General features: G+C 34.3%; 16 protein-coding genes and 2 tRNA genes. 8 read left to right on the forward strand and 10 right to left on the reverse strand.

Going from position 1 to position 21,620, the window contains the following annotated elements:
• Positions 1-89 precede the first annotated feature (89 nt).
• Genes trpS through kdsB form a run of 3 tightly spaced genes read left to right on the forward strand, consistent with a single transcriptional unit; the run spans position 90 to position 2,479 of the window.
• A complete protein-coding gene (trpS, locus tag AC6CHH_RS11590; RefSeq protein WP_498282987.1) occupies positions 90-1,088 on the forward strand; it encodes a tryptophan--tRNA ligase in 999 nt (332 codons plus the stop codon).
• A gap of 4 nt (positions 1,089-1,092) precedes the next feature.
• On the forward strand, positions 1,093-1,707 hold the full coding sequence (locus AC6CHH_RS11595) for a deoxynucleoside kinase (protein WP_498282989.1): 615 nt from the start codon (positions 1,093-1,095) through the stop codon (positions 1,705-1,707).
• 31 nt (positions 1,708-1,738) lie between these two features.
• Complete coding sequence (gene kdsB / locus AC6CHH_RS11600) at positions 1,739-2,479, forward strand: 3-deoxy-manno-octulosonate cytidylyltransferase (RefSeq protein ID WP_498282991.1); 741 nt, start codon at positions 1,739-1,741, stop codon at positions 2,477-2,479.
• 63 nt (positions 2,480-2,542) lie between these two features.
• Here the strand turns inward: kdsB and AC6CHH_RS11605 are convergent, their stop codons facing one another.
• Genes AC6CHH_RS11605 through AC6CHH_RS11615 form a run of 3 tightly spaced genes read right to left on the reverse strand, consistent with a single transcriptional unit; the run spans position 2,543 to position 5,105 of the window.
• Positions 2,543-3,451, reverse strand: a complete 909-nt coding sequence (locus AC6CHH_RS11605; RefSeq protein ID WP_498282993.1) for an aldo/keto reductase — start codon at positions 3,449-3,451, stop codon at positions 2,543-2,545.
• The gene (locus AC6CHH_RS11610; RefSeq protein WP_498282995.1) at positions 3,441-4,115 is read right to left on the reverse strand and encodes an FKBP-type peptidyl-prolyl cis-trans isomerase; all 675 of its coding nucleotides are present in this window, start codon (positions 4,113-4,115) and stop codon (positions 3,441-3,443) included. The genes AC6CHH_RS11605 and AC6CHH_RS11610 overlap by 11 nt, the downstream gene beginning before the upstream one ends.
• A gap of 3 nt (positions 4,116-4,118) precedes the next feature.
• Positions 4,119-5,105 (reverse strand): glycosyltransferase family protein, encoded by a 987-nt coding sequence (locus AC6CHH_RS11615; protein WP_498282997.1) that lies wholly within the window; start codon positions 5,103-5,105, stop codon positions 4,119-4,121.
• A gap of 198 nt (positions 5,106-5,303) precedes the next feature.
• Here AC6CHH_RS11615 and AC6CHH_RS11620 point away from each other — a divergent pair, with 198 nt between their 5' ends.
• Positions 5,304-7,169 carry a TonB-dependent receptor plug domain-containing protein gene (locus AC6CHH_RS11620; protein ID WP_498282999.1) on the forward strand — a complete coding sequence of 622 codons (1,866 nt, stop codon included), beginning with the start codon at positions 5,304-5,306 and terminating at the stop codon, positions 7,167-7,169.
• Positions 7,170-7,256: 87 nt separating this feature from the next.
• On the opposite strand, the gene trxA is transcribed toward AC6CHH_RS11620, so the two are convergent.
• The 4 genes from trxA to AC6CHH_RS11640 form a co-directional block, all read right to left on the reverse strand.
• Positions 7,257-7,574 carry a thioredoxin gene (gene trxA, locus AC6CHH_RS11625; RefSeq protein ID WP_498283001.1) on the reverse strand — a complete coding sequence of 106 codons (318 nt, stop codon included), beginning with the start codon at positions 7,572-7,574 and terminating at the stop codon, positions 7,257-7,259.
• Between the two features lie 97 nt (positions 7,575-7,671).
• Complete coding sequence (gene dnaE, locus AC6CHH_RS11630) at positions 7,672-12,096, reverse strand: DNA polymerase III subunit alpha (protein WP_498283003.1); 4,425 nt, start codon at positions 12,094-12,096, stop codon at positions 7,672-7,674.
• Between the two features lie 145 nt (positions 12,097-12,241).
• Entirely contained in the window at positions 12,242-12,760 is a 519-nt protein-coding gene (locus AC6CHH_RS11635) for an OmpA family protein (RefSeq protein ID WP_498283005.1), read from the reverse strand.
• 50 nt (positions 12,761-12,810) lie between these two features.
• On the reverse strand, positions 12,811-14,997 hold the full coding sequence (locus AC6CHH_RS11640; protein WP_498283007.1) for a glucoamylase family protein: 2,187 nt from the start codon (positions 14,995-14,997) through the stop codon (positions 12,811-12,813).
• Positions 14,998-15,169: 172 nt separating this feature from the next.
• Between AC6CHH_RS11640 and AC6CHH_RS11645 the strand changes: the two genes are divergently transcribed.
• The 4 genes from AC6CHH_RS11645 (at position 15,170) to AC6CHH_RS11660 (ending at position 17,898) form a co-directional block, all read left to right on the forward strand.
• Positions 15,170-15,242: transfer RNA gene (locus tag AC6CHH_RS11645), tRNA-Gly, on the forward strand.
• Positions 15,243-15,247: 5 nt separating this feature from the next.
• Positions 15,248-15,332 (forward strand) — tRNA-Leu (locus tag AC6CHH_RS11650).
• A 1,084-nt stretch (positions 15,333-16,416) separates the two neighbouring features.
• Positions 16,417-16,875: an SRPBCC family protein gene (locus tag AC6CHH_RS11655; RefSeq protein ID WP_498283009.1), complete on the forward strand. Its 459-nt coding sequence runs from the start codon at positions 16,417-16,419 to the stop codon at positions 16,873-16,875.
• A 318-nt stretch (positions 16,876-17,193) separates the two neighbouring features.
• Entirely contained in the window at positions 17,194-17,898 is a 705-nt protein-coding gene (locus AC6CHH_RS11660) for a transporter (RefSeq protein ID WP_498283011.1), read from the forward strand.
• A gap of 7 nt (positions 17,899-17,905) precedes the next feature.
• Here AC6CHH_RS11660 and AC6CHH_RS11665 read toward each other — a convergent pair whose 3' ends face one another.
• Genes AC6CHH_RS11665 through AC6CHH_RS11675 form a run of 3 tightly spaced genes read right to left on the reverse strand, consistent with a single transcriptional unit; the run spans position 17,906 to position 21,612 of the window.
• Positions 17,906-18,163, reverse strand: coding sequence for a hypothetical protein (locus AC6CHH_RS11665; protein ID WP_498283013.1), 258 nt, complete (start codon positions 18,161-18,163; stop codon positions 17,906-17,908).
• A 33-nt stretch (positions 18,164-18,196) separates the two neighbouring features.
• On the reverse strand, positions 18,197-19,459 hold the full coding sequence (icd, locus tag AC6CHH_RS11670) for an NADP-dependent isocitrate dehydrogenase (RefSeq protein WP_498283015.1): 1,263 nt from the start codon (positions 19,457-19,459) through the stop codon (positions 18,197-18,199).
• A 17-nt stretch (positions 19,460-19,476) separates the two neighbouring features.
• On the reverse strand, positions 19,477-21,612 hold the full coding sequence (locus AC6CHH_RS11675; RefSeq protein WP_498283017.1) for a cation:proton antiporter: 2,136 nt from the start codon (positions 21,610-21,612) through the stop codon (positions 19,477-19,479).
• Between the last annotated feature and the right edge of the window lie 8 nt (positions 21,613-21,620).

Genomic DNA, 21,620 nt, shown 5'->3' on the forward strand with positions numbered 1-21,620 from the left:
GAATAAGGCAAAAAATATTCTTATAATCGTCAATTAATCCCATTCCTACTCATCGGAATTTCCTAATTTATCATTAACTTCGCATGCATATGGAAACCGTCGTTAGTGGTATTAGAAGTACCGGAAAATTACACCTTGGAAACTACTATGGAGCATTGAATAACTTCGTTAAAATGCAAAACGATTATAATTGCTTCTTTTTTATTGCCGATTTACATTCATTAACAACTCACCCTACTCCCGATGATCTATCACATACCGTTCGTCAAGTTGTAATTGAATATCTAGCAGCTGGACTAGATCCTGATAAATCTACGATTTACGTTCAATCTGATGTTCCGGAGGTGGCCGAACTATATTTATATATGAATATGAACGCTTACTTGGGAGAGCTTGAGAGAGCGACTGCTTTTAAGGACAAAGTTCGTGCAAATCCAAATAATGTGAATGCGGGATTATTAACGTATCCGGTATTAATGGCTTGTGACATTTTAATCCATCATGGAACAAAAGTTCCTGTTGGGAAAGATCAAGAACAACATCTAGAAATGACCAGAACATTCGGAAATAGATTTAACCGGCTATATGATGTTGATTACTTCAAAGAGTCATTTGCATTTACCTATTCAGATAAATTAGTGAAAATACCGGGACTCAGTGGAATGGGGAAAATGGGAAAATCAAATGGAGAGGCTGATTGTATTTATTTATCAGATACCGAAGATTCAATTCGTAAAAAAATTATGCGCGCTGTATCTGATGCAGGTCCAACCGAATTCAATCAACAAAAACCGGAATCGATTCAAAACTTATTTGACTTAATGAAAGTTGTATCAACAAATGATACCTTATCGCATTTTGAAGACCTTTACAACCGATGTGAAATTCGTTATGGAGACTTCAAAAAACAATTAGCTCAGGATATGGTAATTGCAACCAATCCAGTGCGTACTCGTATAGAGGAAATCAGTAAAGATGAAGAGTATATCAAAAAAGTACTAAAACTTGGTGCTGATAAAGCACAAGCTTCTGCACAGAAAACGATGAAAGAAGTACGAGAGATTATTGGGTTAAAAAAACTATACTAAAGAGATGCATATAGCTATTGTAGGAAATATTGGAGCGGGTAAGACAACCTTAACAGAAAAATTAGCACGTCACTTAAATTTTGAACCGCAATATGAAGCTGTAGACAATAATCCATACTTGGAAGATTTTTACGGCGATATGAAACGATGGGCATTTAATTTGCAAATATTCTTTTTGAATAGTCGATTCCGACATATTGTCGATTTACAAAGTCGTGGTATCAACATGATCCAAGATCGTACAATATACGAAGACGCATATATATTTGCTGAGAATTTATATGACATGGGATTGATGAGCGCACGGGATTTTGAAAATTATAGTGATATATTTCAAAGCATTATTCATTATATAAAACCACCAGACTTGCTCGTGTATCTACGAGCGTCGGTTCCAACCTTGGTTAGTAATATTCAAACAAGAGGACGAGATTACGAATCTGGAATTCGTCTAGATTATTTATCCAAACTAAACGATAAATATGAAAAATGGATTGGTAACTATAAAGAAGGAAAATTATTAGTCTTAGATAAAGACAATTTGGACTTTGCAAATAATCAAGAAGATTTAGGAACGATTATTCAAAAAATTGAAGCTGAATTATTTGGATTATTTTAACATAACTAATGAAAGCCATAAATAAAACAATATGAAGGTCATAGGTATTATACCCGCTCGTTATGATTCAACTCGATTTCCGGGAAAACCATTAATAGAAATTGCTGGAAAATCAATGATTCAACGTGTTTACAACCAAAGTAAACATGCTGGATCCTTACATGAGGTTATTGTTGCGACCGACGACCAGCGAATTTATGATCACGTAAAAGGCTTTGCTGGGAATGTAATTTTAACGAGTAAAACACATCAATCAGGAACCGATAGATGTGCAGAAGTCATATCTGAGGTTACAGGATTTGATATTGCAATTAATATTCAAGGAGATGAACCATTTATTGATCCACAACAGATTGACTTATTAGTTTCATGTTTCTCAGACAAAGAGACACAAATTGCCACTTTAATTAGAAAAATTACTACGCTCGAAGATTTAGAAAACTACAATAAACCAAAAGTAGTTTTAAATAATCATCAAGAGGCTATATATTTCTCAAGGCATCCAATTCCTTATTTAAGAGGGAAAGAAACAAAAAATTGGCTAGAGAACATAGACTATTATAACCATATTGGTATTTATGGATATCAGGTAAATATCCTTAAAGAACTGACCCAATTACCTTTATCAAAATTAGAAATAGCCGAATCTCTGGAGCAGTTGAGATGGCTTGAGAATGGTTACAAGATCAAAACCGCACTTTCACATCATGTCAATGACTCTATAGATACACCCGATGATCTACAACGTATTTTAAAGAAATATTTTTCATAAGTATATATATCTTCGGTACTGCTTCTCTATTTATAGCCTTATAAGAATCGAGTTGATTAATCGTTATAGAAGATGATCTGTATAATGATTTTTTGGAAGCACATTTAAAATCTGTGAATAATTTGAATCTGTCAGCTTTTTCATATCAATTAGAGCCCGACCTAGATCATAAACTTGAACTTCAGTTCGAACTCCTAAAACGCTACAACACACCGGGTTATTAAGCAATGGGAATTTAAGAGCAATAGCCAGTTTTGAGATCTGCATTTCTTTTGAAATTTCTTCTATCTTTTCTTGAATTGCCATGACCTGCGGAACGGAATAATTAAGATAACTTCGAGGAGTTTTACCTAACAACAATCCTTGAGCTAATGAACCTCTAGCCAAAACACTCACATTTGCCTTTTCTATTTGATTAAAATAATCCTCTGCCCTACGATCCAATATACTATATTGCATCATATTGGATACAATGTTTGATTGCTTGATGTATTTTAAGAAAACATTTGCTCGAATTGAGGAAAGACCATAATATCGTATTTTTCCTTGTTCTACTAAAATTTCGAAAGCTTCTATAATTTCTTCTATTGGGTCATGAATTGTACCACCGTGCAGTTGGTATAAATCTAAGTAATCCGTCTTCAAGCGATCTAATGAGTCCTCCACAGCTTTAATTATATACGCCTTGGAAGGACCCCAAGTCCAAGTAGAATCATCTTGATTCCAGAGATTACCAACTTTAGATGCTAAGACCCAATTCTTCCTGTTACCTTTAATTAGTTTGCCCAGTAATTCTTCATTTTTGCCTTTCCCATACAAATCCGCTGTATCAAGATAATTAATGCCGTGGCTGTGAACATGGTCAATAATATTTTGACTAATTTTTATCCCGTCCTCTAAAGGAAGAGACATAGTTCCTAAACCAACACACGAAACATTTAAATCCGAGTGACCTATTTGGTTATATTGCATCGCTTTCAGCGTATTTTATATCCAGGAGTTCAACTTCAAAAATCAGCGTGCTAAATGGAGGAATCATTCCACTCCCACTTTCGCCATATCCTAAATTATAGGGAACAAAAAACTTATATTTTGCACCTTTCTTCATCAAAGGTAATCCAATCTTCCAAGCTTCAATTACAGAATGAAGAGTTAATGTTAAAGGCTGTGAACGACTATAGGAATTGTCGAATTCTTTTCCATCGGCCAGTGTACCTATATAGTGAACAACCACACTGTCATTAAGGCTGGGACTACCTCCAGAACCTTCTTTAAGAACAATGTACTGTAATCCCTCAGGACCAATCTTGACACTTTGATTTTTTTTATTTTCATTTAGGAAATCGATTCCTTTCTTTTTTAAAGCATCTTGTTTTTCTTTTTGGATTCTTTGCATTCCAAGTCTTAAGATTTCATCTTTTTTTTCATCTTGGAAAAGAACAGGTTTTTCTTTTAATACATCTGAAACGGCCCGGATAATCAAATCTTTATTAATAGGCAAATCCATTCTCGTGATGTAACTGGCTAGATCTTGTCCAAGTGCATAAGAAAGAGAATCATTTGCTGTCTTTGGACTTTGAGCATTTGCATAACAAATCAAGAACGAGAAAGAGATAAAGCAGATAAAGTATTTCATTGTTTAACGGTGGTTTTTAATTATTTTTTCAATTATTTTTTCTGTACAATCTGGATAATCAACAACAACATTTGACTTGGCATTTAACCAAGATTCTATATCATATTCATATTTTCTTTTCAGGCCCTGTATCACGGGCACACCCATTTCTTCTAAAGATGCAGCATTCAAATGTTGTTCATATTGGTTTTTCATAGGAATTACCAATAGCTTTTTCCCTAAATATAAAGCCTCTGCAGGTGTTTCAAATCCTGCTCCGCACAAAACACCCGAAGCATTGGCCATACTTTGAACAAAAGCTTCACTATCAATTGGGTTAATTGAAACATTCCTCAGTTTAAAAGGCTTTTTGTTATGTTTGGAATATACTTCCCATTTAATATCAGTAAATTTAGACAACTGTTTCAATAAATGTGCATCATCATATGAGGGGAGATAAACCGTATAATGACCCTTATCTTTTGGGGTTAATTGCCTAACAGTTTGCCTAATCACAGGAGTAAAGATATGAGGAGCATAAGATTTAAAATGAAAACCATAAGATTGTGTTGAAGGAGCATAATTTTTCATTATAAATTTTCCCAACATATCTGTTTCCTCAGGTTTAGGACTAGCATTGTCAAATGCTCCTATTTGATGACTCAATCCAATACATTGTTTCTCCTTAAAATAACAACCCCAAGCAGAAATTGGTTCAAAGTCATTAACAATCAAATCATATTCTTCAACGGGAACAGAATTAACCTCTTTGACGAATTTTCTGACGGTAGAACTCATAAAGGTTCGCCATAAATCTACACCCCCGGATTTCCCGAAAATAAAACTTAAACCATGATACCTATATTTAACTTCAAATGGTAATATAATATCTGCTTGAATACCACTCACTAATACATCCACTTGCCCATATTCCTGTAAGCAAGGTATAATATCAATTGCCCGACATAAATGCCCATTGCCAGTCCCTTGTACCGCGTATAATATTTTCATCTAATACTATTATGATACAACAAAGTAACAAAATTTGATGAACAAGTGTTCATTAAATACTTGTTAAAAGTGATTATAAATTGGATATTTTCTTAAACCGTTCAAAACCAATACAGATTGAGGGTCAAAGTAATTTATTCAAATCAGGTAAGCTCTCATAATTAAATATATTTCTACCTTTGGTAAATTTTTCAGGCCATGTATATTCGCTTATTATTTGTCTTCATTATGCTTATTCCGGTGGTATTAACTGCCCAAAATCTCACAAGTGACACGAGCAAGATCAAGGAAGTGTTAATCCAAGAAAATAGATTGTATATCCCTTTTAATCAACAGACTAGGAACGTTCAAATTATAACACGTAAAGATATTGAGCGATTACCTGTTAACAGTATTAATGAAATATTGAGTTATGCTTCTGGAGTTGATATACGTCAAAGAGGACCATTTGGTACGCAAGCAGATATTGGGATTGATGGAGGTAGTTTTGACCAAACGTTAGTCTTACTTAATGGTGTTAAGTTATCAGACTCTCAAACTGGACACCACATGCTCAATATACCTATTCCTATTGATGCTATTGAAAGGATTGAAATTTTGAGAGGCCCCGCTTCAAGAATTTATGGCACAAATGGACTAACAGGAGCAGTTAATATTGTTACACGTAAATCAGAAAAAAGTTCAATATATGGTCACCTATACGGTGGTAGTTCGTTCCAATCAGTCGAAGATCAAAAAGAAAGCGGAATTTATCATGGTAAAGGGATTCAGGTTGGAGGTACTCTAAATAAAAATAATCATCAACATCAACTATACCTCAGTAAAGAAAAGAGCAATGGTCAAAGGTATAATACTGCAAGTAAGAATGATAAAATTTATTATCAGAATGAATTTGTATTGAATCCAAAAAATAAAATTCAGATGATGACTGGATATATTCGTAATCGATTTGGAGCTAATGGTTTTTATGCTTCTCCTGGTGACAAAGAATCTGAAGAAATAGTGGAAACCTTAATCTCAAATATAACATCACATCATCAATTAGGAGAGAAATGGTACATTAGCCCGAGAATTAGTCATCGTTATAACGAAGATGATTATCGTTATTACCGTGACGATTTAAGTAAAGGAAGAAGCCAGCATTATACCAAGAGTCTATCTGCAGACTTAAATGTGAGGTATCAAACTCAATTTGGAGATTTTGGAATTGGTTTAGAAAGTAGGTTCGAGGATATCAGCAGTTCGAATATTGGAAAACATACGCGTGAAAATTATGGTATGTATACGGAGTTTAAAACAACCTATTTTAATCGTATGATCGTTAATATAGGCGGATATTTAAACTACAATACAGACTATGACTTACAGGTATTTCCAGGAATTGATTTGTCTTATTTGGTGAACGATTATCTGAAAATTTCGGCAAGTTCCGGATTTGGACAAAGAATACCTTCCTTTACAGATTTATATTTAGACCAAAGACCGGGAAATATCGGCAATTCAAATCTAATAAGCGAAAATGCTTGGCAAAGTGATTTTTCCATCCATTATAAATCAAGTTCAATTGATTTTAAAACAGGGTATTTTTATAAAGATGTACAGAACTTTATTGATTGGATACGTTATCGTGTTGAAGATCCTTATCAAGCCACCAACCTAGGAAATAATACAACCCATGGAATCTATTCTCAAATGGTTTATCCATTACAATTATCAGACACCAAATACCTAAACTTTAATTTAAGTTATACCTATTTATATCCTTCAATATTAAATGAGTATAAGGATGTTTATATGAAATATGGAATTCAAAATTTAAAACACCAAATGATTGGTAATATCAGTTATCAATTTAATTCTTTTATTATTAGTTCGTCCAATAGAATTTTACAACGGTCTTCTAAGAACACTTATTTCATAAGCGATTTCCATGTAGGATATCAATTTAAAAAATTCAACATATATGCTAATATACAGAACCTAACGAATACTCAGTATATTGAAATAGGCGCTGTTCCCATGCCATCAAATTGGACCAGTTTAGGAATAAAATATGGCATATAAGTCTTTTGCCATAGCTAATGCTAAAAATAAGGAAAGCCGTCCAGGATCACTGGGCGGCTAATATTTTCCTAATACCTAGATTAGGTATTAAAATTGTTTTTCTAATTTTTCAGTTAAAACAGATTTCGGAACAGCACCAATTTGTTTGTCTACTATTTCTCCATTTTTGAAGAACAACAGAGCTGGGATATTACGAATACCAAAACGTACAGAGATATCAGGATTGTTGTCAACATTTACTTTTCCGACTAAGGCTTTTCCTTCATATTCTGTAGCAATTTCATCTACCAAAGGACCTACCATACGACATGGACCACACCATTCAGCCCAAAAATCAATAAGTACTGGTTTATCTGATTTTAAAACAACCTCATCAAAGTTGCTATCTGTAATTTCTATTGCCATATTAATAATGTTTAATGATTTTCAACTATATACTTACAAATATAATCATTACTCCTCGAAAGCTATTTAAATCAAACTAATAATTTTCTATGCCTTATCAATTTAATCTATAATTCACTTCTTGCATAGACTCCAATTTATCTAAAAGCTCGTTAGTTACGCTAATTTTCCTTTTTTTGACAGGCATTTCAATGGAAAGTTCATCTTGTAAATCGATAATTTTGAATTTCAATTGACAATTAGCCTCCTGACCTTCAATTTTTGAATGATCAATAATTTCAATTAAGGAACTCATAAATTCATTTGTTAAAATATGAAGTGGAAATTGAATGGTAAATGTTTTTACCATTTTTTCTCTTAATTCGGAAAGAAGTTGAATATTTTTCAATTCAAATCCCCAATTCCCAATTTGTTTAAAGCGCTCTTGAACCAACCCTCGAATTTGAACAAAATATCCTTCTTGAAGGTATCCTTTGAATTTTACATAATCTTCTCCAAATACCATAACTTCATAAGAATCTGCATAATCCTCTATGACAAATGAACCAAAAGGTTTACCTGATTTAGCAACGCGATGATTTGCAGCCGCAATAATTCCGCCAACGACCACTTCTTTATTCTTAATTCTGTTAAACTCTAAAAGTGTTTCTTGATCCACTTCTGCTGATTTAACTTTATTTATCATGAGTAAATCAGGGACATTATTGGGACAAAAATGTCTTAATTCAAATTTATAATTATCTAAAGGATGACTAGTTAGATAAATTCCAATCACATCCTTCTCGTACTTCAATTTTTCAATTAGTCCCCAGGCTGCGCATGGCGCCAAAACAGGTTCTGGAAGTTCTGTACCACCTCCTATTCCGAATAAACTGGCCTGGGCGGAATTTTCATTTTCTTTGAATTTATGTGCAAATTTAATGGCCTTTTCGATCCCAGATGTGGATTCACCATCAGCAATAAAATATTGGGCCCTATGGGTATCTGTAAAAGAATCAAAACCACCTGCATGTGCTAAGCTCTCTAGGGCTTTTTTATTAATCATCCTTAAATCTAATCGTTTGACTAAATCAAATATAGATTTATACATCCCTCCTTGTCTATTTTTAACAATTGTATCAACCGCCCCTGCGCCAACCCCCTTAACAGCACCCATTCCGAAGCGGATTGCGCCAATTTCATTCACCGTAAACTTATAGTGTGACTCATTTACATCTGGTCCTAGAACGCTTAAACCCATCCTGCGGCACTCTTCCATAAAAAAAGTTACCTGTTTAATATCATTCATATTATTGGATAAAACCGCGGCCATATATTCAGCTGGAAAATGTGCTTTTAAGTAGGCAGTCTGATACGCTATCCAAGCATAACAAGTTGAGTGGGATTTATTAAATGCATAACTAGCAAAAGCTTCCCAATCGGTCCATATTTTCTCTAAAGTCTTTGCTTTATGCCCAAGAGCTTCCGCTTGTGAAATAAACTTTGGTTTCATTTTATCCAAAACAGCTTTCTGCTTCTTACCCATCGCTTTTCGAAGTACGTCTGCATCACCTTTTGAAAACCCAGCTAATTTCTGGGATAAAAGCATTACTTGTTCCTGATAGACAGTAATCCCGTAAGTTTCACTTAAATACTCTTCACATGCATCTAAATCATAACTTATAGGTTCTATACCATGTTTTCTTTTTACGAATAAAGGAATGTATTCCATTGGGCCGGGTCGATACAGCGCATTCATAGCAATTAAATCGGCAAATACAGTAGGTTTCAACTCCTTCATGTATTTTTGCATTCCTGGCGATTCATATTGAAAAATTCCCACTGTTTCTCCACGCTGGAAAAGCTCATAGGTTTTCACATCATCAATCGGAAAATTATCAGGATCTAATTCAATGTTGTGACTTAATTTAACATTGGTAACTGTATCCTTTATAAGAGTCAGCGTTTTTAAGCCTAAAAAGTCCATTTTTAAAAGGCCAGCACTCTCAACCACTGAGTTGTCAAACTGAGTAACATACAAATCAGAATCTTTAGCCAAAGAAACCGGAACAAAATTGGTGATATCGTCAGGAGTGATGATAACTCCACAAGCATGTATACCTGTATTTCTCATCGAACCCTCTAGTACCCTTGCTTGTTTTATGGTTTCAGCCTCAATTCCTGCTCCGTCTGCAAGCGCCTTTAATTTATTTACACCTTCTAACTCATCCGACCTAAGGACCTCTTTTAGTGCTTTATCTTCTAAATTGAAAATTTTATTAAGTTTCAAGTTTGGAATTAATTTTGCGATCTCATTTGCATCAGCTAGTGGTAAATCAAGCACGCGAGCTGTATCTTTTATAGAAGATTTGGCGGCCATGGTCCCATAGGTGATGATTTGGGCAACCTGAGATGCACCATATTTATCAATTACATATTGCATAACTCGTCCCCTCCCTTCATCATCAAAATCAATATCAATATCGGGCATTGAAACTCTGTCAGGATTCAAAAAACGTTCAAAAAGTAAGTCATATAAAATTGGGTCTATATTTGTAATTCCTAAACAATAAGCCACTGCCGAACCTGCGGCTGATCCCCTCCCGGGTCCAACAGATACTCCCATATTCCGAGCCGCAGAAATAAAATCTTGCACGATTAAGAAATAACCCGGGTATCCCGTTTTTTCTATTGTAGCAAGTTCAAAGTCCAGACGTTCGATTATCGACTCCGATAAATCTCCATACCTCTTTTTTGCACCAACGTAAGTCAAATGCTTTAAATAAGCATTCTCGCCTCTTTTTCCTCCGTCATTTAGATCACTGGAGTCAAGAAACTCTTCAGGAATTTCAAACTTAGGAAGAAGAACATCTCTGTTGAGGGAATAAGTTTCAATTTTATCTAATATCTCTTGAATGTTAATGATTGCATGTGGAAGGTCAGAAAATGCCTTCTTCATTTCATCAGTTGATTTAAAATAGTATTCTTGATTTGGCAAACCGAATCTGAAACCACGTCCCCTTCCTTTAGGGGTAGTCAATTTCTCTCCATCTTTCACACACAACAAAATATCATGGGCATGAGCATCTGCTTTATTAACATAATACGTGTTATTGCTAGCAATAAGTTTCACATTATGTTTTTTGGCCAATTGAACGATGGTTTGGTTGACCCGATCTTCCTCTTCTTGACCATGTCTCATCACTTCAATGTAGAAATCATCGGCAAATTGATCTTTCCACCAAATCAATGCATCTTCGGCTTGAGTTTCCCCAATATTAAGAACTTTACTGGGAACCTCTCCATTTAAATTGCCAGAAAGAACAATTAAACCCTTCTTGTATTTTTCAACGACAGACTTATCTATCCTAGGGACATAATAAAAGCCTTCAGTATAGGCTACAGAGGCCATTTTCGCTAAATTATGATATCCTTCTTTATCTTTTGCTAAAAATACGATCTGATAGCCATTGTCTTTCCTAGATTTATCTTTACGATCCTCACAAACATAAAATTCGCAACCTACAATTGGTTTTATCGTTTGACCATCAAATGACTCTCCCACAGCCATAGCTTCAGCTTTTTTCGCTTCAATTTCTTTATTATGTTGCAACACTTTGCTTACAAAATGAAATGCACCCATCATATTACCATGATCGGTCATTGCAACTGCAGGCATATTATATTGTGCTGTTACTTTGACTAAAGCATCAATAGAAATAGTTGATTGAAGCACAGAAAATTGAGTGTGGTTATGCAAATGGGCAAATGCGGATTTTTGAAAATCCGCTAAGGTTTGCGCATCTACAACATATTTATCTGCATCCGAAGTTTTAACATTTGAACGCAACAAATCAGACGCAGCCTTAAGATTGACATGCTCTAATCCAACCGGTTGTATTACATTAGGGTTGTTTTGTTTGAATTCAATAAAATATCCAGTATCAACTTGTAGATCTTCTGGTCTAAATACTTCCTTCCTTATTAATTCAAAAAAACAACGTGTTGTTGCCTCCACATCAGCAGTCGCATTATGCGCCTCCGAAAAAGGAACCCCAAATAAATAATTATGTAATTCAGTAAGATTCGGCAATTTGAATCGTCCTCCACGCCCACCTGGTAATCTTAATAATCCCGCCGTAACTTCTGTACAAGTATCCAACTTTGGCATTTTAGAAAGCGGACTATCTATTTGATAACGATAGAATTCTGATCCCATAATATTGAGATCAAATCCAATATTTTGTCCAACAACAAATTTTGCTTTAGCCAACGACTGATTAAACTTATCTAATACTTGAATCAACTCGATCCCCTGATTCATAGCTAATTCAGTGGATATGCCATGTATTTTTTCCGAATCATATGGAATGTTAAATCCATCAGGTTTAATTAAATAATCCTGATGTTCAATTAACCTCCCCATTTCATCATGAAGTTGCCAAGCTATCTGCACGCATCTGGGCCAGTTATCTGTATCTGTAATAGGTGCATCCCATCTTTTCGGCAATCCCGTCGTTTCCGTATCAAATATTATATACATTTTTCCTATGCTGATGAACTAACAAAAATACATAATTTTTATCTTAATTTGTGACCACATACCCGCCTGTAGTATTAAAAATAAAGGCAAAAAAAAATCGCAGATAAGAATAAACCTACCTGCGATAAAATGTATATTTTTAGCCTTAATCTAAAATAACGACTTCCACTCTTCTATTTTTCTGACGACCATCTGCTGTTTTATTATCAGAGATGGGTTTACTTTGACCTAAGCCTTTTGTAGAAATCCTGCTTTCTGAAACTCCTGAATCCACCAAAAATTTCTCAACCGATTTCGCCCTTTTTTCAGACAGCCATAGATTGTATTCAGCAGTACCCGTTGCGTCCGTGTGTCCATCTACACGGATATTTGCTTTGGATTTATCACCTAACAAAACCTTAGACAGTTTGCTGAGCTCTGTTTTGGCAGACTCTGTCAAATACGAAGAATTTGTACTAAAAAGTAAATCGGATGACAGCGACACTAAAATCCCCTCATTAGTTTGTTTTGCATCCTGAAATTCTCTTTTCACATTTTTTAAACCATCGTTAGTTCCATCCTTGGACACTACAGCTCCCGGATTAACAACCATTGATTGTTGTTTACATGAAATCAGTGTTATTACTCCCAATAAAATAAAGGTCAAAAAGTTGATTTGCTTCATATTTTCTGAATGTTTTTATGCTGTAAATATAAGATATTCCCGTTAGAAAATTACTTTCTAAATATTCTTTGTTGTGCATTTTTAATCTCTGGAATTTCTTGGTAGAGCTTCCAAATTAAACCAGACCTCGCATTTTCTAACATAACTACTATACTTGATTGATTTTTTGCTAAGTATTCATCCGAAACATCATCAATTTTTAAGTCCATCCAAGATCTAAACCCATATTCTGTAAGCATAAATTTACCAAATTGAGTATACATTGATAATAATGATTTTTTTGCGTTCACCTTGTCCAGAAATACGCTTGAAATTGCTATTGCAGGATTAATACGATAATTACCGACCGTGTCGTAATGTTGGTAAAATCCCCAAATATCAGAGTTGGTGTTTCCAACGCCAATTTCGTTGTCCCTTCGTTTAACCACTTGGGTATAATCCCAAACAATCTTCTCTAAATTGTAATCCCCAATTTTCGCAATTTTAGGATCAATGGTATTAAAGGGTTTATACATATCCAGCAGATTCATCGTGAAATTTCCAAAAGGAACTTTAATTCCATACATAACTGTATCAGCAATGGTTGTCAATCTAATCAGCGAATCAGATTGAGCAATAACCTTTAACGGGTTATCAATTGAATCTATTAATAAAGAATCCATAAGTAAAGAATCCTTCAAGTTCGATGATTCTGAGGTAGAAGTATTTGTCTTAATTAAACTATATTTATGTGTTAATGCATTTGAAAAAGCAGCTGCTGGAATACTAGATCTCGTTGAAGCAATTGCTAGCATATAGGCATTTAGACCATTATTTATGCCTGCCAATGGTTCTACATATGAAAACTCATCCACCATACCAATCGAAGATCGAAGGGTCAAAGAATCGGTCATTAAAGTAGCTCCGTTCCATTCAATACGTTCCCATATTCGTGTAATATCACCTCTCAATTTTAATTCTTCCGGCGTATCACCATTCAGGTACTGTCGAACAATTAGCAGGGCTTCAATAATTGAGGTGGTTGCAAGCACATCGTATTTAGGTTGTAACCCCAGGTACTCAGGTACGCCTTTTCTACCATCAAAATATGGGGGGAAAAATCCTTTATTATTTTGTGCCTTATCAAGAAAAGAAACAATTCGTTTTACTCGGTTAATAAATAAAGTTTTACTGAAAATCCCCCTATCAACACCTATGAGTAAGGCTAAGAGGGCGTCTCCAGTTTCTTTAACACTGACGGGTGCCTTATCTTTCATTCTGAAAGGCATATACATTCCTGAATTTACATCATAGTTCTCTATAAAATAATTAATGTTAGCATTTTGAATAAAATCGATGAGTTTATCTTCTTGAAAAGCCCTAGATTCCACTTCCTTGACTTCAGAAAAAGGCGACTCACGATATTCATAGTCTACCCAAGCAATCTTGTAATAATATTTTTTATCTAAATCCGGAACATAATCTAAACAACGAAGCATATAAGTTGGTCGTATTGCAATCGCTTTAAAGTTCTTATTGTCTTCCGATCTATATACTTTCACATAACGAATACTTGGTGTTAATGGTACTTGCCATTGTAAATCAATATGATTTCCAAAAGATGAAGCATTTGAAAGCACAGCCGCAGAAGTTAAGGGGGCATTTGCATATTTATGTGGCAAGAACTCAATCTGATCTAAAAAAACATGGTGTGTTGAGTCTCCAGATTGATTTTGTCTTAAAATTATCCCCGATATAATATTATTAATATTTAGTCCAGCAAAATCTCGAACAGGAATCTTAATATTTAACCATGAGTTTATTATAAAGTCATCAATATAATCTCCCAAAGGCAAACTTAACGATTGATTTAAACCTTGTTGAATTGAAACAGATGGAAGTTCATCCTTGCTTGTATTTGAACTTGAGACGAAAAGTTTCAAATTAAAGACATCTTCCTCAGAAACACGATAATGAAATTTCTGTCTGCTGTATTTAATTATTGCATCCCAATCACCATTTTCACTAGATATATAACGAAGCGACAAGGCATTACCTGGAGTGAAAAACAAAGTATCAGATACCAATAAATTTCGATGAACATTTTCAACCCAACTATCTCCCGAATAATCAATAAAACTTCTAGCATACGAACCATTAACTAAACTATTATCAAAAATGACCTCAGGATAAGATTCGGATTTGGCCGAACTCCAGAAACAACATAATAAAATAAGAGTAAAAATTTTGATCTGCATAAAAACTATTTTATTTCACGAAAATAGGCAAAATTCACAGTAAATACGACTAATAAGACGATATTCACCCCTTGGTGATAAAATTATTACGATGATTTCAAGCACATTGCATGATTTGTTTAAGAATTATTTTTCAAGTTTATTAAAACTCTCTATATTTGCAACACGTCAAGCGAAAGTAGCTCAGTTGGTAGAGCACAACCTTGCCAAGGTTGGGGTCGCGAGTTCGAATCTCGTCTTTCGCTCAGTTGCCTAGGTGGTGGAACTGGTAGACACGCAGGACTTAAAATCCTGTTCCCGTTAAGGGAGTGCGGGTTCGATTCCCGCCCTAGGTACGAATAAAACCGCTTCTATTGTTGATAGAGGCGGTTTTTTCGTTAGTAAAACTCAGGTCCCACCTAGAACTGGGGCCGGTAAACGAACTAATACATTAAGCATTAGAGTATAGGATTCCAAAATCGTACCTTTTGGGAAATTAGTTATTACCTAGACTTACATGCTATAAAAAAGAAAATTTGATCTTAACGACCTATACTATCAAAGTAGCAATTTCAATTTTGAAAAGTATCATGTATGACATTCCGGGGCATGTCGATGGTGGGGCAATCGAATCACAAATGCTGAATTTTTAAATCAATGTAAGTATAAGCTATTTGCTAAAAGAAAGAAATATAATAGTTTATTCAACAATAAACTACTGATTTTGAATTTTTCACTTGGCCTGCCATTTCGCTAAACCGATGTTAGCTGACAGCGATGATTTTAATTTAAAGGGAATAGCGTAAGGTCAAAATGAAGGATAACACCTAAATATATATTTACCATACATAAAATAATTAAAAATGTAAGACGGATTGACCGTTTTTTAAATAACCAACAAATAATTATAAAAACAATAAGCGTCAAACAACCCACGGTTGGAGGTAAGAACATATTAAATAATGCCCCTAGTTCTAATTTATTAAGGTCTATTGAAACAGCCAAAAACCAAGATACTATTGAACTCAATAAAATATATCCTAAATAATAGTAATTCAGTTTTAGCATAAGTTAGAGTCTATTTATCGTCTATTTTTATTTAAATATCCGCTAACAATTATATTAGCGAAACTAAAATATAAAATCTATCGGTTTTTCTATGAGCTGGGAAGCAACTTTTATCAAATCTTTAGATGATGTGAGTTTGAAAATATTTTTTTTCTGAATGTAAAGGCAAATTCTGATGTTCCCATCATTAAAATAATACCGTTTCGTAGTCAAATGGATACTCTCGCAGTCTAAAATAATATACTTGTTGATTTGACTTTGCGAAACATTTGTTATCTTAATTTCGTTATACCTAATGAATAAATTTTTAAACGATTGCTAAAAATTGCGGCAAATAAAAATCCCAAAGACAAATTTAAACAAATATCAATTATGGAAAAATTACAATTCGATGTAAAGATCAATGCACCTGTGACCAAGATATATGATTTTATGCTTGGTATAAACGATAAATCGACTTATGAGCAGTGGACTTCCCTATTCAACCCAACCTCAACCTATGAAGGAAATTGGGAAAAAGGAAGTAAAATTCTATTTATAGGGGTAGATGAAAAGGGAGAAAAGGGAGGTATGGTCGCCAAAATAGTTGAAAACATTCCTAATCGCTTTGTTTCAATTCAACATTATGGTCTCTTAAAAGCTAATGAAGAAATTACAGAAGGACCAGAAGTAGAAAAATGGGCTAACGGGTTTGAGAATTACTCCTTTGAGGAAGATAATGGGGCTACAACCGTTACTGTTGAAGTAGACACCACAGAAGATTTTTTAGATTATATGAATCAGACCTATCCAAAAGCACTTGAAAAGCTGAAGGAAATTTGTGAAAAATAACAATTTTTAAAAATACACTGATATAAACAACCAATAACGTTGATTTGACGAGATGATTGAAATTCACTTTTAAGCGAAATCAGTGAAAGGGTCGACATGTGTGATCATGATCACCACATTAAAAGTCTGGCCGACCTATTATTTCCGATTTTTAAAAATATGTTAAAACTGGAATGAATTGACATATACCCAAGTAAAAGGAAACATTTTTATTATTGATTGGATCGATTTTGTTCGTTGCTTTAGGATCTTGGCTATTATTTGAAAATTAATTGCAGCCAAAAAATTGATTATCTACAATTTAACCAAATAAATACGTTGACTAAGATATTATTATTTGCCATTTATTACTGTTTCGTCTCATTAAGTTGCTTTGCACAATCGGAAGGCATTAATACAGATCGTCCTGACCAAAGTGATGGTGTTTACACCCTTACCAAAAGTAAATTTCAAATTGAAAACGGCATAACAGTGGCAAAAAATACTTTCCTAAATAATTTCATGTTACGTTTTGGAGTTACAAATTCAACAGAAATCCGTTTGCTTGCCGACATTGGGAAAGAAAATTCAATAAATGGACTAAAACCATTAACATTAGGAATAAAACAAAAATTAATAGAACAAAATAAAATAATTCCGGCCATCACATTTGTAGCTTATACTTCATTTGAACAACTAGCAAGCAATTATTTTAAAGATAATAGCATTACCACAGAATTTAAGATCGCTTTTGAAAACGAACTTTCCGAAAAATTCTCACTAGGATATAATGTTGGATCGTCCGAAAATTTTAGGAGTTTGAACCTTTCTTCAGGGCTAGCCTATTCTCCAAACGAAAAACTATCAGCATTTATCGAATATTTTTCAACTTTTAAGGAATTCAAACAGGAACATAATATTGATACAGGTGTTTTAATTATTCTTATTCCTTCACTCCAAGTAGACCTAGCCTTAGGACATGCAATATTTGCAGGTGAAAATCGATTTTTTTCTACCCTTGGATTTTCCTATTTGTTCGACTGAAAGAACACTAAATCAATGCTATCATCCAGGCCTTTTTAAGCTCACCGGATTGGATAAATTCTTTTGCCTTAATTAGTTGATGCAATTGTCGTGTACAATGATCTCCAATGAAGGCATTGAGAATTTCTTGAATTTCATGTTCATATTGAAAGGCATCAATTTCCCCTTGAGTTGGATACGCTTCGATTGAAGCAAACAAAGTTAGCTCCTGAGGTGTTAAAATTTGAGATTTAAGAATAAAATCCGGAATATCTATATTGCTCATATCAATAAAAATAGATCTGGTAAACAGTAACAGCTATAATTTTTCAATTATTTTATCGGCAAATTCACTGGTTTTAAGTAACGTTGCATCTTCCATCAAATTATAAAAATCTATTGTGACTGTTTTATCTAAAATTGTTTTGGACACGGCTTTAACGATTGCATCCGCAGCCTCTTGCCAACCCATATACTCCAACATCATCACTCCTGAGAGAATAATGGAAGAAGGGTTCATACTATCGGTGTCTGCAAATCTTGGTGCCGTACCATGAGTCGCCTCAAAAATAGCATGGCCTGTTTTGTAATTAATATTAGCACCTGGGGCAATCCCAATTCCTCCCACCATAGCTGCAAGCGCATCAGATATATAATCACCATTTAGATTCAGTGTCGCAACAACATCATAATCTAGAGGAGCTAATAGGATCTGTTGGAGAAAATTATCAGCAATAATATCTTTAATAATTATTTTTCCATTACTTACCGCTTCATTTTGTTCCGCATTTGCAACGTCTATTCCATGTTTTTCTTTACTAATTTCCCATTGATTCCACGTATAAGTTTGATTAGCAAATTCTGTCTCGGCAACTTCATATCCCCAATTTTTAAAAGCTCCTTCTGTGTATTTCATGATATTGCCTTTATGAACTAAAGTAACTGACTTACGGCCATTCTTTAACGCAAATTCTATAGCGGATCGAATTAATCTTTTAGATCCCTCTTCGGAAACAAACTTCAATCCCACCCCTGTTGTGTTGCTGAAATTATAGTCAATATTTAAATCATTTTTCAAAAAACTCTGAATTTTCTGAGCATCTTCTGATCCAGCAGAAAACTCAACACCAGCATAGATGTCTTCTGTGTTTTCCCGAAAAATAACCATGTCTACATTTTCAGGACTTTTTACTGGAGAAGGAACTCCTGGATACCATTTAGTAGGCCTTTGACAAACATATAGATCTAGTTCTTTACGAAGGGCTACATTTAATGAACGTATTCCTCCACCAATTGGAGTCGTTAAAGGACCTTTTATACCAACCAAATATTCCTTAAATATATCTAAAGTTTCATTTGGCAACCATTCTCCAGTTTGATCAAAAGCTTTCTGTCCCGCTAATACCTCTTTCCAAGTTATTTTCCTTTCCCCGTTGTATATTTTTTCAACGGCATGATCAAAGACACGAACAGAAGCCTTCCAAATATCAGGACCTATACCGTCTCCGATTATAAATGGAATACTAACTGAATTAGGAACCTGAAGCGCTCCAGAGGAGTCAATCGTAATTTTATCAATCATAAGAATTAACTTTAATATTACTTTTCTTTACCAAACATGTTGCCAATTTCTCGACTAATCTTACGAAATATGGGAGCAGCCTGAATATCTTCATACTCATCAATATGTTGATCTTCTAATCGAGATGGAAAAATCAAAATTAGATTTTGATTCGTAAAAAACTTACCTAAACGTTTCGCTAGGCCATCCAATGAATCTCTATATGAGACATCTCCATTTCTTGCTGAAACAAATACTTGAATTGAATCTGGGGTATTTAACGATTTTAATCCAGCAATATTATCCCATTCTTCGTAGAGCGTAAATGAATAAGGTACACTCGATTTAAGTGATGTTAACATTAACTCGATGGCATTTTTACTTCGATCTGTACAAACAAATGAAATTGGCAGGGTTAGTTCTTGAGCAAGTTTTGTGACTTTTTCCATCCAATAAGCGAAACCAACTTCCCACTCAGCAAGAGGTGGAACTGAAACATTAATCAATTTATCAGTGATAAATGGTTTCTCCAAACGACACATCATTAAAGTTGCATCAGTTTGATTTAGGATACTTTCTGTTTTCTCACCAACAATTTTTTCGACAAAACTCGTCGCTTGAGGCCAACCTAGTATTAAACAATTGGCGAAAGTTTCTTTAGATGCTCTACCAATTCCATTCGGAATATTAAAGTCGACTTTTGTAACTAAATCTACCTCAGTCTCCGAACCAGCAGCATATCTAGCTAGTTTATCCAAATTTTGGCGAGCGAGTTGAAAATTCTTTTCAGCTTGTTCATCATTTGGTACAACGCTCAAAATATTGAGTGGATGTGGTGATTTGTTAGACTTGACAAGGGTGGAAAAATCCAAAATTGCCTCCATATTATTCAGATTAGCGATTGGAATCATGATTAACTCTTCATTTTCTTCTACATGTTCGATATGTTGCCCATGCTGACGACCTTCCAAAACGATTTTTTTAGAGGCATTTTCAGTAACAATAGAGGCAATGATGCAGCTAATTAAAATTAAAATAATTGTACCATTTAGCACATTTTCATCAATAATACCGTTATGATACCCGACCATTATAATTGCCAAAGTTGCTGCTGCATGCGCATTGCTTAAACCAAATATTAAGTTTCGCTCATTATTAGAATATTTAAAAACCCATTTGGTAGCAGTCGCTGCTAAAAACTTGCCGACAATTCCAACCATAGTTAATGCCCCTGCAACATAAAACACCAACCCGCCTGTATTATTGCTAAACACACTTATGTCAACAATCATTCCCACAGATATCAAGAAAAATGGGATAAAAATGGCATTACCAATAAATTCAATACGATTCATCAAAGCAGACGAATGTGGAATTAGTTTGTTAAGAGCCAATCCAGCCACGAATGCACCGATGATAGGTTCTAAATTAGCAAGCTCTGCCAAAAAAGCGGCAAAAAACACGACTGTTAATACAAAAATATAATGTCCTGTTTTTTCACTTTCAACTTTTGCAAAAAACCACTTTGCAATTTTTGGAATAATACCAAACATGATAAATAAGAAGATTGCAAAAGAAACGCCTAGAGTGACCCAAAATTCATTATCAATATTTCCCTGAGAGGCCCCCTTTATCACCGCTAAGATAATTAGCACAGCTGTATCCGTTAATATGGTTCCACCTATAGTGATTGCAACAGCCTCATTCTTAGAAATACCATAGCGATTCACGATTGGATAGGAAACCAAAGTATGTGTAGCAAACATACTTGCGATTAAAATACTTGGTAAGATGCTATATTCTAAAACATAGTAACAAACAGGAAAACCAATACTAATGGGAATTATAAAGGTAAAGAATCCAAACAACACACTTTTATGTTTTGTCTTCCTGAACTCATTCATATCAAGCTCTAACCCAGCAATAAACATGATATATAATAAACCAACTGTTGAAAACAAATCAACGGCTGAATTCTTCTCTAACCAGTTCAATCCATATGGACCGATAATCATACCTGAGATAATTAAACCAATTATACCAGGAATTTTGATTGGTCGTAATAAAATTGGGGAAAGAAGGATAATAAATAAAACTAATGAAAAAATTAATACTGGATTAGTAAGCGGTGCCTCAAAAGCATGAATTAAATGTTCTATTATTTTATTATCCATATAGTCTT

The sequence above is a fragment of the Sphingobacterium sp. GQ94 genome (assembly GCF_059758715.1).

Bases quoted from the DNA above. Each gene is read 5' to 3' on its own strand.
- AC6CHH_RS11635 (WP_498283005.1), bottom strand. From the start codon at position 12,760: ATGAAGCAAATCAACTTTTTGACCTTTATTTTATTGGGAGTAATAACA.
- AC6CHH_RS11675 (WP_498283017.1), bottom strand. From the start codon at position 21,612: ATGGATAATAAAATAATAGAACATTTAATTCATGCTTTTGAGGCACCG.
- AC6CHH_RS11655 (WP_498283009.1), top strand. From the start codon at position 16,417: ATGGAAAAATTACAATTCGATGTAAAGATCAATGCACCTGTGACCAAG.
- AC6CHH_RS11605 (WP_498282993.1), bottom strand. From the start codon at position 3,451: ATGCAATATAACCAAATAGGTCACTCGGATTTAAATGTTTCGTGTGTT.
- AC6CHH_RS11665 (WP_498283013.1), bottom strand. From the start codon at position 18,163: ATGAGCAATATAGATATTCCGGATTTTATTCTTAAATCTCAAATTTTA.
- trxA (WP_498283001.1), bottom strand. From the start codon at position 7,574: ATGGCAATAGAAATTACAGATAGCAACTTTGATGAGGTTGTTTTAAAA.
- dnaE (WP_498283003.1), bottom strand. From the start codon at position 12,096: ATGTATATAATATTTGATACGGAAACGACGGGATTGCCGAAAAGATGG.
- AC6CHH_RS11640 (WP_498283007.1), bottom strand. From the start codon at position 14,997: ATGCAGATCAAAATTTTTACTCTTATTTTATTATGTTGTTTCTGGAGT.
- kdsB (WP_498282991.1), top strand. From the start codon at position 1,739: ATGAAGGTCATAGGTATTATACCCGCTCGTTATGATTCAACTCGATTT.
- AC6CHH_RS11620 (WP_498282999.1), top strand. From the start codon at position 5,304: ATGTATATTCGCTTATTATTTGTCTTCATTATGCTTATTCCGGTGGTA.
- AC6CHH_RS11595 (WP_498282989.1), top strand. From the start codon at position 1,093: ATGCATATAGCTATTGTAGGAAATATTGGAGCGGGTAAGACAACCTTA.
- trpS (WP_498282987.1), top strand. From the start codon at position 90: ATGGAAACCGTCGTTAGTGGTATTAGAAGTACCGGAAAATTACACCTT.
- AC6CHH_RS11615 (WP_498282997.1), bottom strand. From the start codon at position 5,105: ATGAAAATATTATACGCGGTACAAGGGACTGGCAATGGGCATTTATGT.
- AC6CHH_RS11610 (WP_498282995.1), bottom strand. From the start codon at position 4,115: ATGAAATACTTTATCTGCTTTATCTCTTTCTCGTTCTTGATTTGTTAT.
- icd (WP_498283015.1), bottom strand. From the start codon at position 19,459: ATGATTGATAAAATTACGATTGACTCCTCTGGAGCGCTTCAGGTTCCT.